This is a genomic window from Bacillus sp. 005/A4HT-01/001, from assembly GCF_004634445.1.
Lineage (GTDB): Bacteria > Bacillota > Bacilli > Bacillales > Bacillaceae > Bacillus > Bacillus altitudinis.
In genome coordinates, this window is record NZ_SEIZ01000001.1 from 806,668 (window position 1) to 821,500 (window position 14,833).

The 14,833-nt window shown below is 43.2% G+C and carries 13 protein-coding genes; 1 reads left to right on the forward strand and 12 read right to left on the reverse strand.

The window, feature by feature from the left end:
- Positions 1 to 9: 9 nt before the first annotated feature.
- From ES896_RS04325 to sigY, 8 genes are all read right to left on the reverse strand, one after another.
- On the reverse strand, positions 10 to 1,953 hold the full coding sequence (locus ES896_RS04325) for a BglG family transcription antiterminator (RefSeq protein WP_050826737.1): 1,944 nt from the start codon (positions 1,951 to 1,953) through the stop codon (positions 10 to 12).
- A gap of 242 nt (positions 1,954 to 2,195) precedes the next feature.
- Positions 2,196 to 2,810, reverse strand: coding sequence for a class F sortase (locus tag ES896_RS04330; RefSeq protein ID WP_135226458.1), 615 nt, complete (start codon positions 2,808 to 2,810; stop codon positions 2,196 to 2,198).
- A 69-nt stretch (positions 2,811 to 2,879) separates the two neighbouring features.
- Positions 2,880 to 4,262, reverse strand: coding sequence for a hypothetical protein (locus ES896_RS04335; RefSeq protein ID WP_019743488.1), 1,383 nt, complete (start codon positions 4,260 to 4,262; stop codon positions 2,880 to 2,882).
- 111 nt (positions 4,263 to 4,373) lie between these two features.
- Positions 4,374 to 4,487 (reverse strand): hypothetical protein, encoded by a 114-nt coding sequence (locus ES896_RS20255; RefSeq protein ID WP_226650551.1) that lies wholly within the window; start codon positions 4,485 to 4,487, stop codon positions 4,374 to 4,376.
- Between the two features lie 83 nt (positions 4,488 to 4,570).
- Positions 4,571 to 5,941 carry an NADP-specific glutamate dehydrogenase gene (gdhA, locus tag ES896_RS04340; protein ID WP_039165114.1) on the reverse strand — a complete coding sequence of 457 codons (1,371 nt, stop codon included), beginning with the start codon at positions 5,939 to 5,941 and terminating at the stop codon, positions 4,571 to 4,573.
- Positions 5,942 to 6,249: 308 nt separating this feature from the next.
- Entirely contained in the window at positions 6,250 to 6,462 is a 213-nt protein-coding gene (locus ES896_RS04345; RefSeq protein ID WP_008345569.1) for a hypothetical protein, read from the reverse strand.
- Positions 6,459 to 6,770: a YxlC family protein gene (locus tag ES896_RS04350; RefSeq protein ID WP_024719514.1), complete on the reverse strand. Its 312-nt coding sequence runs from the start codon at positions 6,768 to 6,770 to the stop codon at positions 6,459 to 6,461. Before ES896_RS04350 ends, ES896_RS04345 begins: the two co-directional genes overlap by 4 nt.
- Positions 6,770 to 7,300: an RNA polymerase sigma factor SigY gene (gene sigY / locus ES896_RS04355; RefSeq protein ID WP_060781553.1), complete on the reverse strand. Its 531-nt coding sequence runs from the start codon at positions 7,298 to 7,300 to the stop codon at positions 6,770 to 6,772. The genes ES896_RS04350 and sigY overlap by 1 nt, the downstream gene beginning before the upstream one ends.
- Before the next feature lie 488 nt (positions 7,301 to 7,788).
- Here sigY and ES896_RS04360 point away from each other — a divergent pair, with 488 nt between their 5' ends.
- Complete coding sequence (locus ES896_RS04360; RefSeq protein WP_017368316.1) at positions 7,789 to 8,820, forward strand: pectate lyase family protein; 1,032 nt, start codon at positions 7,789 to 7,791, stop codon at positions 8,818 to 8,820.
- Positions 8,821 to 8,877: 57 nt separating this feature from the next.
- On the opposite strand, the gene cydC is transcribed toward ES896_RS04360, so the two are convergent.
- The 4 genes from cydC to ES896_RS04380 are packed head-to-tail and all read right to left on the reverse strand — an operon-like array spanning position 8,878 to position 14,758.
- The gene (gene cydC, locus ES896_RS04365; RefSeq protein ID WP_135226459.1) at positions 8,878 to 10,614 is read right to left on the reverse strand and encodes a thiol reductant ABC exporter subunit CydC; all 1,737 of its coding nucleotides are present in this window, start codon (positions 10,612 to 10,614) and stop codon (positions 8,878 to 8,880) included.
- Positions 10,604 to 12,340: a thiol reductant ABC exporter subunit CydD gene (gene cydD / locus ES896_RS04370; protein WP_135226460.1), complete on the reverse strand. Its 1,737-nt coding sequence runs from the start codon at positions 12,338 to 12,340 to the stop codon at positions 10,604 to 10,606. Before cydD ends, cydC begins: the two co-directional genes overlap by 11 nt.
- Entirely contained in the window at positions 12,340 to 13,356 is a 1,017-nt protein-coding gene (gene cydB / locus ES896_RS04375; protein WP_017368319.1) for a cytochrome d ubiquinol oxidase subunit II, read from the reverse strand. The genes cydD and cydB overlap by 1 nt, the downstream gene beginning before the upstream one ends.
- Entirely contained in the window at positions 13,343 to 14,758 is a 1,416-nt protein-coding gene (locus ES896_RS04380) for a cytochrome ubiquinol oxidase subunit I (protein ID WP_135226461.1), read from the reverse strand. Before ES896_RS04380 ends, cydB begins: the two co-directional genes overlap by 14 nt.
- Positions 14,759 to 14,833: the final 75 nt, after the last annotated feature.

Sequence of the window (14,833 nt, forward strand, 5' to 3'; positions counted from 1 at the left end):
ATCACACCATTAGTTCTTGTACGAAGGCGCTTTTTTATCCATGACATCCAGCATGTCTTCAAAGGTGTCACAGGTGATGAGGTGCTGAATAAATTTCACATGATGGACAAGCTCTCCAAGCAGACGGTACATGCCTTTTAAGTCTTTGGCATTCTCTTTTTCGACACAAAGCAAGCACACAAATTGAACTTTTTTCTCTCCCCAAATAATCGGTTTTTCTAATGTACAGATCGCCCAAAACGTCTCTTCTGTCAGCGGGGTCATCGGATGCGGAATTGCTGTATAATGCCCAAATGAAGTCGGTGCAGACTCTTCTCTTTCCATCACAGATTGTGTAAGTTCTGCTGGCGCTAAGCCCATGTCAATGACCTTTTGCGTGAGAAAGTGTATGACCTCTTCCTTTGTTTGAAAGGCGCGTTTTGTAAAGACCAATTCCTTTTTCATATATTGCGTGGCTAATGTCACTCTTGTTTCACTTGTCAAAGCATCTTCTATTTTTAAAAAATCACTGCCTCCTAAAATCGTGTTCACTTGAATGACCGGAATCGGTAAATCCATATGAATGGGAATGGTCGTAATAATTAAATCCAATGCATGTAAAGAGACATGCGGAAGGGAATAAAGCTCTGCTGTTCCTAAAATGGTCAGCTTTGACCCAAATTGTGACCGCAAACGATCTTGAAGTAGCCTTGCACTCCCTGCACCAGACGCACAGACAATCAGGCATCGCTTCGGTGGTATCTCCATTTTCCTACGCTCTAAGGCCGCACCAAAATGAAGTGCCATATAGCCGATCTCATTTTCATGAATGGACAAACCTGTCTCTTCTTCAATGACCCTGCTCGCCACAATCCCTGCTTCAAAGGCAATTGGATAGCCCGCTTTGATCTCATCTAGCATTGGATTTCTTAAATTCATTCCATACTTACACCGATTGATCGCTGGCTTTAAGTGCAAACTGAGGCCAATCAGCAATTCCGCATCTCCCGCTAAATCCAGCTGCAATTTTTGATCAATGGCTTTCAGCATCAGTTGAACAAGACGGCTCGTGTCATCATCCACAATTTGTTTTTGACCGCCCGTTGAAAAAGACTGTACCATTTTGGCTGTTCCTAGCAAATGGATGGCGATATAAACGATTTCCTCTTGTGGAAATGAGACATCCAGCAGCCCTTCAAGACGCTCAACCATTTTTTTGGCTACCTTGTATTCTTTTGCCCTTGGGATTTCGTTGATTTCTTCAGGCAGCACAGATACATAGTTTCCGTGTCTAATCCGTTTACAGGCAATAGCAATATGAACAATTAAATTATTCATGCAAATGTCTGATAGATTCATTTTTTCCTCGTTGATATAATCAATCATGGTTCTCTGAATCAATTCCAGCTCATGTTTTGGCAAAATCGTAACCGCCGTGTCCAGCATGGTTTGATAGGAACGCCGTTCATTGAATAAATATTCTGACATGCAATAACGGATTTTCATCTCAGATCCTTTAATCCGGCAGCCTTTATTCGGCTTTGCTTCAAGCTTCAGATCAAAGGGTTCGAGCTTACGTTTGACCCATTTCATGTCATTACTCATCGTCGATTTACTAATAAACAGCTGCTCCTGTAAGTCTTCCAGCTTCACATATGATTCCGCTAGAAGCAGCTTTTTCAAAATAAATCGAACTCGTTCTTCTGGAAGAACAGCAAGTGGTTCTTCCTGTTCGACTTCTTCCTTCATAAAACGGCGAAAGGCATTCTCATCGTTGATCAACAGCTCATAGCCAGCGCCTCTAACAGCTGATACAGCTGCTTGATAAAGGGCTAGACGCTCATTCAGTTCCTTGATGTCTGTTCGGATGGTGCGGCTTGTCACTTGTAAACTGACAGAAAGCGCTGCGCTCGTGAGAGGAGTCTCAGCTGCCATCAGCTGACTTAAAATGTGCGCCAGTCTTTTACTCAGCATTAGATCGGCCTCCTTCATTTAGGGTGGAGAATCTGCCTTGTTTGGACAGGTTGTATACGCTTACAGTTCTCTTCATTACTCATATTCTACTGAAAAGAAATAAAAATTGCCAACTCATTTATATGACAAACGCCCCTATTTATACAACCAACCATATCTAATGACCTATGAATCTTCTTCTAAGATGCTGTTGTGGAAATCATGAAAAAAAGGCGTTACACCTCCGTGTATCCGCCTTTTTCTTATGAGGAAATCAGTTGTGTAAAGACAACCAATCTTTTTTCATGTGTACCGGCTGCATGATCAAAAGTTCCCGTACATGTGATGAAATTGAGATTCCGTGTAAAGGCGTACCCGAAAAAAGCATTTGGTTTCTCTTCGCGCGGATAGCTTTTCACCTTGAGAACCTCAAAGGTTCGCTTTTCCCCTGACGAGGATGTCACAATGACTTTGTCTCCCTTTTTTAGCTCCTTTAGTCGATAAAAAACAGCTGGACCCCATTTATTATCAACATGACCATTTATGACAGCATTCCCTTTATCACCAGGCTTCGGACCATCTTCAAACCAAGCTGTGTGATCTGAATTTTGCGGAACACCCATACTGCCATCCTTTGATAAAGTCGTTTTCTCCACTTTTGCTTGGACATCAATCGCTGGAATGGAGATGTCAGCTGGCACAATACCCGATGGCTCTTCTTTTAACGTGTCGTGTGAATGAGATGGATTCTTGGCTTGTTTTGCTGTCATTGGCTCAGGAGATGATGCAGTTTCAGAGGATGACTTTTCATCTATTGATTGGGATGCGCAGCCCGTGATGATGAAAAGCGTCAGAATACCAAACAGCCATCTTTTCACGCAAGTCGACCTCCTTTTGAAGAAAGGAACGGCACGATTGTGCACGTTCCCTCTTGTCTTGATGCCTGCTTAATTTGATGGTTTACGGCGAATGAGGAAGAACGCCCCCACTGCACCTCCGGCTAAGATGAGACTTGCCATCATCCCAGCAAATGCTTCATATGACATACCTAATGGACCGGCTGTGCCTCCCATACCTGTTTTCGGCATCTCATTTGGCATGTTGGATTTGAACATGTCAGGATGCTGATCGACAATAGCTGATGCGACATCTTGACCAACCATGAACATATGGCCGTATGCTTCTCTGACAGTCGGGTACAGCTGATCATATTCACCATGATGATAAGACGTGTACGTTTTGATGAGCTCATCAATATGGGTTTTCAACCCAGCTTCTAAGTCAGCCGCCTTCAATCGGCCATCTGTCGCTTGATCTAAAAATTTTGCTTGTTTCATACGGTAAGCATCTAAATCTTTGACAGCCTTTTCTTTTGCCTGCTCGTCTCCTGATGCATCCGCTTTAACATAATCAACTAAATATCCGATATGACTTGACCAGATCGTTTTAAATTGTTTTCCTGCATCTTTTCCATAAACAGAAGCGATCGCATCTGATAAATCATTTGTATTTTCATTTAAGGCTGCTGCCGCTTGGTCAAAGTCCTTGCTGCCATCATTCCCTTTTTGCATTGCCACTACCGCGAGTGCCAAATGCTCTGAGAACAAGTAGTTTAAATCCTCACGAAGATCTGCCGCTGGAGTATCGACTGATTTTTGATCAAATTTCCCAGGAAATTGATCTGTAATCGCCCATGATACACCTTTACCTACTTCAAACATATGATGAATGGATTTTCTGACCGTTTCATAGGTTGTATCAAAATCCTTTTCTGTATAACTGTCAAAAGCTTTTAGCAGTTCATTGACGTGCATCTTTAATCCTTCTTCAAGTTCACTTGCTTTCAATCTTCCACCTGTTGCTTTATCAAGCATATCAGCTTGTTTCATACGGTATTGATCAAGCTCTTTGACCGCTTTCTTTTTACCTGCTTCATCTTTTTTCGCTGTCGCTTGTACATAATCAACGAAGTAGCCGATATGGCTTGACCAAATCTCTTTGAATTGTTTCCCTGCTTTTTTTCCATACACAGAGGCGATCGCATCTGATAGATCATTCGTGTTTTCATTTAACGCTGCGGCTGCTTGATCAAAATCTTTACTGCCGTCAATTCCCTTTTGCATCGTGATCACTGCTAAATAAGCATGCTCTGAGAAGAGCTGATCAAGCGCTGCGCGAAGATCCGTTGCTTTATTTGACACCTCTTGTGATGATGACGACTTTTTTGCATCCCCATGCATATGTCCTTCGTGTGCACTTGCCATTTGAGCAGTTGGTAATAATAATGCTGCACTAAGCGGGATCGTTAAAAATGCTTTTTTCATTTTCATCTGTTTTGCCTCCTCTTTCCGTTTGTTATGTACTTAACGGAGAGAGAAGTGAAATGGATCATTCACACAGCATATTTTTTTGTTTCATTCATTTCATAAAAAAAAGCCGGATTACCCGGCTGATACGTTACGACTTTTGGATACTTTTCGTTCTTTGTATATTTTCCTCACCACTGGATAAATCACTGGTGCCCATTTGACAATTTGTTTCAGCCACTTTTTCATTTTCTCCCGCGCCTCCTTATTGTCATTCTTACAAGACGATTCCCGATCTTGTCATGAAATAAACAGGTGCGGGAGAGCAGGAGTTAAATGACGCCTTGTGCGATCATGGCATCTGCCACTTTGCGAAATCCTGCAATATTTGCGCCTACCGTTAAATTTCCAGCGTATCCGTATTCTTCAGCTGTCTCAGTACACTGACGATAAATCGACTGCATCATTTGTTTCAACTGACCATCTACTTCTTCAAAAGTCCAAGACATTCTCGCACTGTTTTGCGCCATTTCTAACGCCGAAACACCCACTCCCCCAGCATTTGCTGCTTTTGCTGGTGCAAACAAAATATCATGTTGTTCAAATACTTTGACGGCCTCAAGTGTGGACGGCATATTGGCCCCTTCTCCTACAGCGATGACACCGTTTGCCACTAGCTGCTGTGCTTGCGACTCTGAAATTTCATTTTGGGTCGCACATGGCAGCGCAATGTCACAAGGGAGAGACCAAATTTGTTCGCAATCTTCAATCAATTCAGCATGCGGGTGAATGTCTATGTAGGCACTAATTCGCTGGTTATCGACTTCCTTCAGCTGCTTCACTGTCTCAAGTGAAATGCCTTGAGGGTCGTAAATGGCTCCGCTTGAATCACTACAAGCCACAACCTTTCCGCCTAATTCCAATACTTTTTCCATCGCATAAATCGATACATTTCCTGACCCAGACACAACAACAGATCGTCCTTCAAATTGCATTCCGTGGGCTTTTAACATTTCTTCCATAAAGTACACCAGTCCATAGCCGGTCGCTTCTTTTCTTGCTAAACTGCCTCCGAAGCCAGGGCTCTTTCCTGTCAGGACACCTGCTTCATACGCACCACGCATTTTTTTGTACTGGCCGAACATATAGCCGATTTCGCGTGCGCCTACCCCAATATCTCCTGCCGGTACATCTTGATCAGGTCCAATATAACGACTGAGTTCACTCATAAAGCTTTGAACAAAACGCATGATTTCTCCATCAGATTTCCCTTTAGGGTCAAAATCTGATCCACCTTTTCCTCCGCCGATCGGCAAACCTGTCAGTGCGTTTTTAAAGATTTGTTCAAATCCTAAAAACTTGATGATGCTGGCATTGACCGATGGGTGGAAACGAATGCCCCCCTTATAAGGACCGATGGCACTATTAAATTGAACCCTGAATCCTCTGTTCACCTGTACTTTGCCTTCATCGTCTACCCACGGTACACGAAACATCACAAGCCGCTCAGGCTCAATTAAGCGTTCTAAGATCCCCTGTTTTTCATACTCTGGGTGTTTTGCAAAAACCGGGACGAGGGATTCCAGAATTTCTTTCACGGCTTGCTGGAATTCCGCCTCGCCTGGATTCCGTTTTTCTACATCCTCTAGCACACGGTGGATGTAGCTTTGTGCTGTTTGTGCTGCTCGATCTAAGGTCAACATGTCTCATCTGCCTCCTTGTCAATATCTCACTCTTTGGTTGTTAGATTTTCTAACGCATATTGAGATTAATTTAACACCATTTGTAAAAACTGATCAATATTGATAACAGATGAAAACGATGCCGAAATGAGATAGATCAAGCAGAATCACCTTCCGTCATGAAAATGACCCGCTCAAAGAATGACTATCGTGCTAGAAATGACGAACTGGACGTTCATCATCCCGCTTTCTTTGACACATTCATGAAACTTTCATTTTTTCTAGATGATGATCATTCAAAAAAAAGGTCAAAAGTTTTACAACGTCTTTCAATCTTTCCTGAGCTTTTCTCCTCTTTTACGATCAGGTAAGACAACACACAGCCAATATAAAATAGAAGAAGATGGGAAGTTGATTAACCCAATGATGCCCCAGAACCATTTATAACGCCCTCTTTTCTTAGCATCCATAAATAAGAGAAATCCTTGTGCAAACAGTAACGGTAATGCGCACAATAAGATGATCATTTCCGTCTGACTCATAAGGAGGACCCTCCTTTAATATGTTGGTATTCCTTGATGCCGACAACCACACAGAGTGGCACGCTCACCACTTGGAGAAGAATGAAGATGATGGGCAAATGAGTAATGGCAGCTGCAAAAAGTGTCATGATGGTCAGACTGACGATGATGTACGCCAGCACTTCTTGTTTAAAACGTTTTTTCTCTTTTTCCCTTGCCTGCTTTAGCATCAACATCAAAGCTTGTTCACTCGGCTTTTCTACTTCGATTTGTTCATCGAGCTCCTGCAGCCCCTCTTTTAAACGATCGGCGAAACGATCTTCTTTCATCAGTCCCACTCCTTTCGAATTTTCTTGATCCCATGATGAACCCTCGATTTAACCGTACCTTCTCTCACCCCGAGCATCGAAGCGATTTCAGGGTAAGTAAAGCCATAATAGTAATGGAGAAGGATCGGTGCTCTCTCCTGAGCCTTTAACTCATTTAGAGCATCCCACATGTCATGCCAAGTATGGCCTTTTTGCTGAACATCCCATTTGAACCGGCGGATGGCTTCTTGATTCGCCTTCCCTTCTCTCGTTTGTTCACGTTTTCCTTTCTTTTGATGATCTAAAAATTGTCTAGATGCAATGGACATGAGCCATGTTGAAAATAATGAATCTCCTCTAAAAGAAGAAAGTTTCATGTACGCTTTGAGCATCGTTTCTTGCATGATCTCCTCTGTCAGCTCTTGTTGAAGGGTCAATTTCATCAAATAACGGTAAAGAAACGAATAATGATGCCGATAAAGGGCGGTAAATGCGGCATCATCCCCCTGTTTTGCCCGCTTGATCCATAAAGTCTCCTCGGTCTGCTCCAAACACGTCCCTCCTTCCTTTCTATCTCTTATTGATTAGACGACACCGGTGATCGCATCGTTTAAAATAGACCTTCTTTTTTTAATTGGAGCCTTTTCTACCTGCTGTTTAGCGCATGGATCTATTTGATATCCAATTTTTTCTTATGTAATGATTATGACATGTCTTTGTCTCTAACAAAATGACGCTTTCGTAATCATCTTGATTTTCCTTGAAAAGAAGAACGTCCTTTTCATAATCACTAGGTTACCCCAATACCTATCGTCAATGATCCTTGTCTCATGTAGATAAATTGAAATAATCATTGCCTTAGTTTCCTTGAAAATCGTGGAATACTTCGTTCCAATTCTTAGCCGATGATACCTTTTTGCGTGCTATGCTCTTCCTACATTCCGAAAGAGGCGATGCTGGCGAAGGAAGGGGGAGCGGTTGAATCGCAGCTTATTTTGGAAACGTTTACATTAAAACAAAATAGAGAATGGAGATGTTCATGTTGAAGAAAAAAGTTCCAATGTTAGCTGGTGTGTTAGCGGTTGGTCTCGTGACTTCATTATTTGCGCCAAATGGGGAGGCAAAAGCAGCAACGAAATATCCAGAAAGCCCTTCGATTATGGCCAATTTTAATCAGCAAGGATTCTCCACATTAAATGGCGGTACAACAGGCGGTGAAGGCGGTAAAACGGTGACGGTGAAAACCGGAAATGAACTATTAGCTGCCCTCAAAAGCAAAGGAACAAATGAAAAATTGAAAATCGTGGTAGACGGAACGATTACTCCTTCTAATACTTCGGCCAATAAAATTGATGTGAAAGATACAAACAATGTCTCCATCGTCGGTAAAGGGACAAACGGCGAATTTAACGGGATTGGTATTAAAGTATGGCGTGCTAATAACGTCATCATCCGCAACCTCAAAATCCATCACAGCAAAATCGGTGATAAAGATGCCATCGGAATCGAAGGTGCCTCTAAAAACGTATGGGTCGACCATAATGAACTCTACAACACTTTAAACTCTGATAAAGATGACTATGATGGGTTATTCGATGTGAAAAATGACTCTGATTACATTACGTTCTCATGGAACTATGTCCATGACAGCTGGAAAACGATGCTGATGGGCAGCTCCGATAACGATAACTACAACAGAAAAATCACGTTCCACAACAACCGTTTTGAAAACTTGAACTCTCGTGTACCGTCTATGCGCTTCGGGGAAGGCCATGTGTATAACAACTATTACAAAAACATTCTAACAACAGCGATTAATTCACGTATGGGCGCGAAAATGAGAATTGAACACAACGTATTTGAAAACACGAAAAATGCCATCGGCAGCTGGGACAGCAGTAAAGTTGGTACTTGGCATGTCATCAACAACTCTTATATTAACAGCACAGGTAGCCTGCCAACGTCTTCAACAGGTACGTACAACCCTCCTTATAACTACTCTTTGCTTAACGTGAACAATGTGAAATCAGAAGTTGTATCAAATGCGGGTGTAGGAAAAGTAAATCCTTAATCTCAAAAAAACGTTCGGGCAGAAATCTTCTGTCCGAACGTTCTTGTCATCCATTTTTTACACGACCGAAAATGGACGGTCCATTTCATACAGCTTTTGATAACGCGCATTTTCTTTCAGCAAATCATGATGCTGCCCCTCCATCTCAATGCGTCCACCTTCAATAAACATCATACGGTCACATGCCTCACAGCCAGTGAGATGATGGGTGATCCAAATGACTGTTTTTCCTTTTAACACACGGAAGATTGTTTCAAGCAATTCACGCTCTGTGCGTGGATCAAGCCCGACGGTTGGCTCATCTAATACAACAATCGGTGTGTTTTGCAGCAAAATCCGTGCTAGAGCCATACGCTGCCTTTCTCCACCAGAGAAACGAACCCCTGTCTCTTGTACACCTGTGTGATAACCTTCTGGCAAAGACTCAATGTAATCGTGCAGCTGCACTTGCCGCGCGGCTTCTTTTACTTGCTCTTCTGTCGCTTCTGGAGAACCTAAGCGAATGTTGTTTAAAACAGACGTATCGAATAAATAGGGCTGTTGATTGAGTACAGACACATAGGAGGATATCTCCTCTTGAATGCTTTGTACCGGTTTCCCCTGAATGCTGACACCCCCTTGATTTGGCACGACTGCCCCTTCTAACAATTTTAAAATGGTCGATTTGCCTGCACCGCTTTTTCCTAAAAGAGCGAGCGATTCACCTTGCTTCAGTGAAAACGAAAAATGCTTGAGTACATGTTGATCTGCTTCATATCCGAAGGTGACTTGATCAAAACAGACCGCTTCAACGCCATCAGAGACGGGTGTCTCGTCTGCTGCCTTCCTCTCCACTAATCCTTCATACGACTGCTCTTCATAATGATTTAATCTGCTGACGGCATGCTGATAAACAGGAATATCACCTGCTGCATCTGACAGCGGAAGAAAGGCTTCTGTTAATGGAAACAGCACAAGCACAAAGGCTGCGATGAGCGTGTGTGGCATAGAACCAGCCTGAACGACTGAGCCGCTCCAATACACGACAAGGACGACTGCTCCTCCAATGACTAGCTGTGCTAAAAATTGGCGCAGACGGATAAACCGGTGCTTTGCCGATTCGAGCGCTAATAGCTTTGCTTCTTTTCGTTCATAGCCTTCAACAAAATCGTTCTGTCTGCCGCTAAACAACCAGTCACTCACGCCCATGACGGCATCTGTTAAATGGCTGTACAGTTCATTTCTGCCTTTCTTCATTTGAATTTGTCGTGCCCGGTTCACAAGTACTGTGATGTATGGGAATACAAATACGAGCAGCGCCATATAAAGCAGCATCAACCCGGCAAAAGGCCATGAGAAAAGCCCAAGTGCTCCAATCGAAGCGGCATATAAAAGCAGCGCAACGATGGATGGAAAAATTGTTTTTAAATACGCATCCTGTAATCTCTCCACATCTTCTGATAACAGCCCAAGCATTTCACCTGTTCCAAGCTTAGTCTGTTTGGCACTTCGTTCAGCCATGTCATAAAGACGTACCCGCATTTTTTCAATCATCGTCAAAATGAGCTGATGGCTCGCCAGTCTCTCTGCATAACGAGCAGCTGAGCGTGAAATACCAAAGGTACGTACTGCCACGATGGGGACATAGACCATCAAGATATTCTCAGGTCTTGTGGCAGCTTTTGAAATGAGGAACCCTGACGTATACATGAGCATAGAAGCAGAAAACACCGCAATCGCCCCTAAAAAAAGCACCAAGGCAAACAGCTTTTGATTCTCCTTGATATAAGGTATAAACCACCCTTTACTGACCATGTGTGACCGCCCCCATTTGTTCCTGTACCAATTGATAGTACACACCTTTTCTTTCCATTAATGATTCATGAGTCCCCATCTCTGCAATCGTCCCATGATCCATCACAATGATTTCATCCATATCCGTCATCCAATGAAGTCTGTGTGTGGCTAAAAACACAAGTTTATCTTCAAACAATGGAAGCATTGTTTTCTTTAATTCATACTCTGTCTCAATATCCAGATGAGCCGTTGGTTCATCTAACAGCATAATGGATCGCTGGCCGAGCACTGTGCGAGCGAGGGCAATCCGCTGCGCTTGTCCACCGCTCAGCCCTCTGCCCTGTTCGCCAATGACCTCATCCAGTCCATTGGGGAGATCCGCTACGAGCTGAGACAAACCTGCCTCTTGCACCGCTCTTTCGACGTCTTCATCGGTTGCATTCGGTTCATAAAAACGAATGTTTTCTCTCAGTGTCATGTGAAATAAATAAGGATGCTGCGGCATATAAACGACTTCTTTTTGCCATGCCGCCAGCTGTAAATGAGCAAGCGGCTTTCCGTTTAGGATAATTTCACCTGCAGACGGTTCAACAAAACCGCCGAGAACATCCGTTAACGTCGATTTCCCCGAACCACTGGCACCGATGATCCCAATTTTTTTCTTTCCTTTCACAGTGAGGTCCACATCCTGAATCGAATATGGTGCATGCTCATCATGTAAGACACTGACATCTTGCAGTGTGAGCTCAGATTGCTCATTCCACTCGTTCAGCTGCACGGATTGTGTCTCCTGCTCTCGGAAGCCCTTTTCCTCTAAAATCACTTGAATCGCCTCATTCGCTTCTTTTCCGTTTAACGTCGCATGATAATCATTACCTACTTCACGTACTGGCAAGAAATATTCTGGCGCAAGCATCAGTGCGGTCAAAGCGGGCAATAACAAAAGATCTCCTTCAATTAAGCGCAAGCCGAGAAATACAGCGACAGTCGCAATGGACAGCATAGAAAAGAAATCGAGAGCAAAAGATGAAAGAAAGGCGACTTTCAGTGTGCTCATCGTCGCCTTTCGATAACGCTTTGAGACCTCTGCAATATTGCGAGAATGCTTTTTGCTAATCCCTAAGTAGCGAAGCGTTTCAAGGCCACGGAGAGAATCAGTAAAATGATTGGATAATTTCTCATACGATCTCCATTGTTTGGCCGCTTTACGCTGAGCGACAAGTCCTAGCAAAATCATAAAAACAATTAAAATTGGCAGCGTGACAATGAGAATGACAGCAGATGTTTCATCTAATGTCCAAACATAGACAAGCACCATCACCGGAATAACTGCCATGTTCACCATTTTCGGCAAAAACAGCTGTAAATACTGACGATATTGGGCAATGCCCTCCATCGCCAATGTCACAAGCTTTCCTGTTCCTTTTTTCTTCGTGAAAGCTGGCCCTAAACGGAAAAGCTGGTCCAACAGCTGCTTTCTGACGTCTGCTCCAATTCGGGAAGAATAGGTGAACATGACCTTCTCCCGCATCAAGGTGAGACCGTGCCGCACCAGAAAGGCAGCAAGAAACAGCAAGACATAAGGCGTTGCCTGCATGAGGCTCTTCCCGTCAAACAGCGTTGTTATGGCATGTGCCAGCCACTGTGCTTGAAAAATAATACTTGCTCCTTGGATGATTGACACAATACCTAAGAGGGCAAGAAGCCCCCTCATTCCTTTTAGTTGAAGCAAACGTTTATCCATTAGTAGGTCATTGGCTCCTTACCGCTTACACGTTTACGGAAGACATAGTAGCTCCAGATTTGATACCCAAGCACAAAAGGCAGCAAAGAAATGGCAACAATCGTCATGACCGTCAGTGAATAAGATCCTGATGCAGCGTTTTGAATGGTGAGGTCGAATGCATGGTTGATCGAACTAATCATGACACGCGGGAATAATGCTGTGAAAAGCATGGTCACCGTCACCATAATACCTGCACCTGTGAATAAAAATGTCCAGCCATCACGCTCTTTTCTCATAAAGAATAGAGCCGCTACATAACAAACCACAATAAGTACAGTTAAAGGGATCGTAATGATCGGACGCACGGTATAAATGTCTGTTTCAAGAATAGACACACCGACAAACACAACAAGAACCGGCAGTGCAATCAATAAAACACGCTGACCTAGCTTTCTTGCACGATTTCTTAAATCACCCTCAGTGCGGAGTGTGACGAAAATCAATCCATGCAGAAGGCAAAGAACCGTCACGGCTACCCCGCCGATCACTGAATAAAGATTCACAAAGTCTGTAAATCCAGCGTACATATTCATGCTTTGATCAATGGGCATTCCTCGTAAAATACTTGTGAATAGCACGCCGAGTAAAAATGGCGGAAGCAGGCTGCCAAAGAAGATCACCCAGTCCCACGTTTTGATCCATGAAGCCTTCTCGACCTTCCCTCTAAATTCAAAGGCGACCCCCCGCCCAATGAGCGCTAGTAGGAGAACCGTAAACGGAATATAGTATCCGCTGAACATCGTAGCGTACCAGTGAGGAAAAGCGGCGAAAATAGCCCCACCAGCTGTAATCAGCCAGACCTCATTCGCATCCCAGAAAGGGCCAATCGTATTGATTAAAATGCGGCGCTCGTGTGCATCTTTTCCAAGCAGCTGCATGGACATCCCAACACCAAAATCAAATCCTTCTAAGAAGAAAAATCCAACAAACAATACTGCGACAAGAATAAACCAAATCTCGTTAAGATATGCCATGATATGCGCCTCCATCAAATGGATCTGTAGACAGGTCCGTTTCATCCTTTTGATCTGTATTCTCTTCAGAATGTGCACCTTTTTTAATTTCTCGAATGAATAAGTAGGCAAGCACGATGGCAAGAATCAGATAAATGGTCGTAAAGCTAATGACTGAGAATAGCAACATGCCGTACGATACGTTTGGTGAAATGGATTGTGCGGTTGTCATCATACCAAAGACTGTCCACGGCTGACGCCCAATTTCCGTCATGATCCAACCAGCTGAGTTTGCAATAAACGGGAACGCAATCATCCATACCATGAAGCGTAAATACCATTTGTTTGATTCTATTTTTTTTCTAAAGCTCAAATACAAACCAATCATACTAGCAAAAATCATCAACATGCCGGCACCCACCATGATTCTAAAGCTCCAGAAGGTTGTTTTGACTGGAGGAATGTAATCTCCAGGACCAAACTTGGCTTCATATTCTTTTTGAAGGGTCAGCATGCCTGGCACATCTCCACTAAACTTCGAATAAGCCAAGTAACTTAAAGCAAACGGAATATTGATCTCCGCAGAGTTTTCTTTTTTATCTGTGTCAATGTTGGCAAATAGTGTCCAAGCCGCTGGATCTCCACTATCCTTCCAAAGGGCTTCACTTGCTGCCATCTTCATCGGCTGTGATTCCATTAAGTGCTTTGCTTGATCATGTCCAGAGAACGCCACACCTAAGCCAGAAATGAAAGCAAGCACCATGGCAATCTGGAAAGATTTTTTGAAAAAGGTCACTTCTTGTTTTTTGATCATTTTATAGGCACTGACACCCGCGATAAAGAAAGCACCGGTTGCCAATGCACCAAACAGAACGTGCGGGAACTCTACCCAAAGTTGCGGATTTGTCACGAGCGCCCCAAAGTCATTCATTTCTGCACGGCCATTTTTAATCACAAATCCAACTGGCTCCTGCATAAATGAGTTGGCGAGTAAAATCCAAAACGCCGAAAAGATCGTACCAAGAGAAACAAGCCAAATACATAACAAATGAATTTTTTTCGGCAGACGGTCCCAGCCGAATATCCAAAGGCCAATAAAGGTCGATTCAAGGAAAAAGGCCAATAGCGCTTCAATGGCAAGCGGTGCACCAAAGACATCACCGACAAACCTTGAATAATCAGACCAGTTCATCCCAAACTGGAATTCTTGCAGAATCCCTGTCACCACACCTACTGCAAAGTTAATTAAGAAAAGGTGACCCCAAAATTTCGCCATCTTTTTATAAATCTCTTTTTTCTTGACGACATAAAGGGTTTGCATCAATGCAACGATAAATACCAAACCTATAGACATAGGAACAAAAATAAAATGAAATAATGTCGTTGAGGCAAATTGAAATCTTGCTAAAAACAGCTCACTCACAGCCTTACATCCTCCCTTACTTTCGCATGCCGAATGATTCGAGATATTTATGCTCACCATTTCACAAAAAGTTCA

Excerpts from the sequence above, each read along its gene's own strand:
- ES896_RS04345 (WP_008345569.1), bottom strand. The coding sequence starts at position 6,462 with ATGAGTCAGACGGAAATGATCATCTTATTGTGCGCATTACCGTTACTG.
- ES896_RS20255 (WP_226650551.1), bottom strand. The coding sequence starts at position 4,487 with ATGAAAAAGTGGCTGAAACAAATTGTCAAATGGGCACCAGTGATTTAT.
- ES896_RS04350 (WP_024719514.1), bottom strand. The coding sequence starts at position 6,770 with ATGAAAGAAGATCGTTTCGCCGATCGTTTAAAAGAGGGGCTGCAGGAG.
- ES896_RS04335 (WP_019743488.1), bottom strand. The coding sequence starts at position 4,262 with ATGAAAATGAAAAAAGCATTTTTAACGATCCCGCTTAGTGCAGCATTA.
- gdhA (WP_039165114.1), bottom strand. The coding sequence starts at position 5,941 with ATGTTGACCTTAGATCGAGCAGCACAAACAGCACAAAGCTACATCCAC.
- cydB (WP_017368319.1), bottom strand. The coding sequence starts at position 13,356 with ATGGCATATCTTAACGAGATTTGGTTTATTCTTGTCGCAGTATTGTTT.
- ES896_RS04325 (WP_050826737.1), bottom strand. The coding sequence starts at position 1,953 with ATGCTGAGTAAAAGACTGGCGCACATTTTAAGTCAGCTGATGGCAGCT.
- cydC (WP_135226459.1), bottom strand. The coding sequence starts at position 10,614 with ATGGTCAGTAAAGGGTGGTTTATACCTTATATCAAGGAGAATCAAAAG.
- ES896_RS04360 (WP_017368316.1), top strand. The coding sequence starts at position 7,789 with ATGTTGAAGAAAAAAGTTCCAATGTTAGCTGGTGTGTTAGCGGTTGGT.
- cydD (WP_135226460.1), bottom strand. The coding sequence starts at position 12,340 with ATGGATAAACGTTTGCTTCAACTAAAAGGAATGAGGGGGCTTCTTGCC.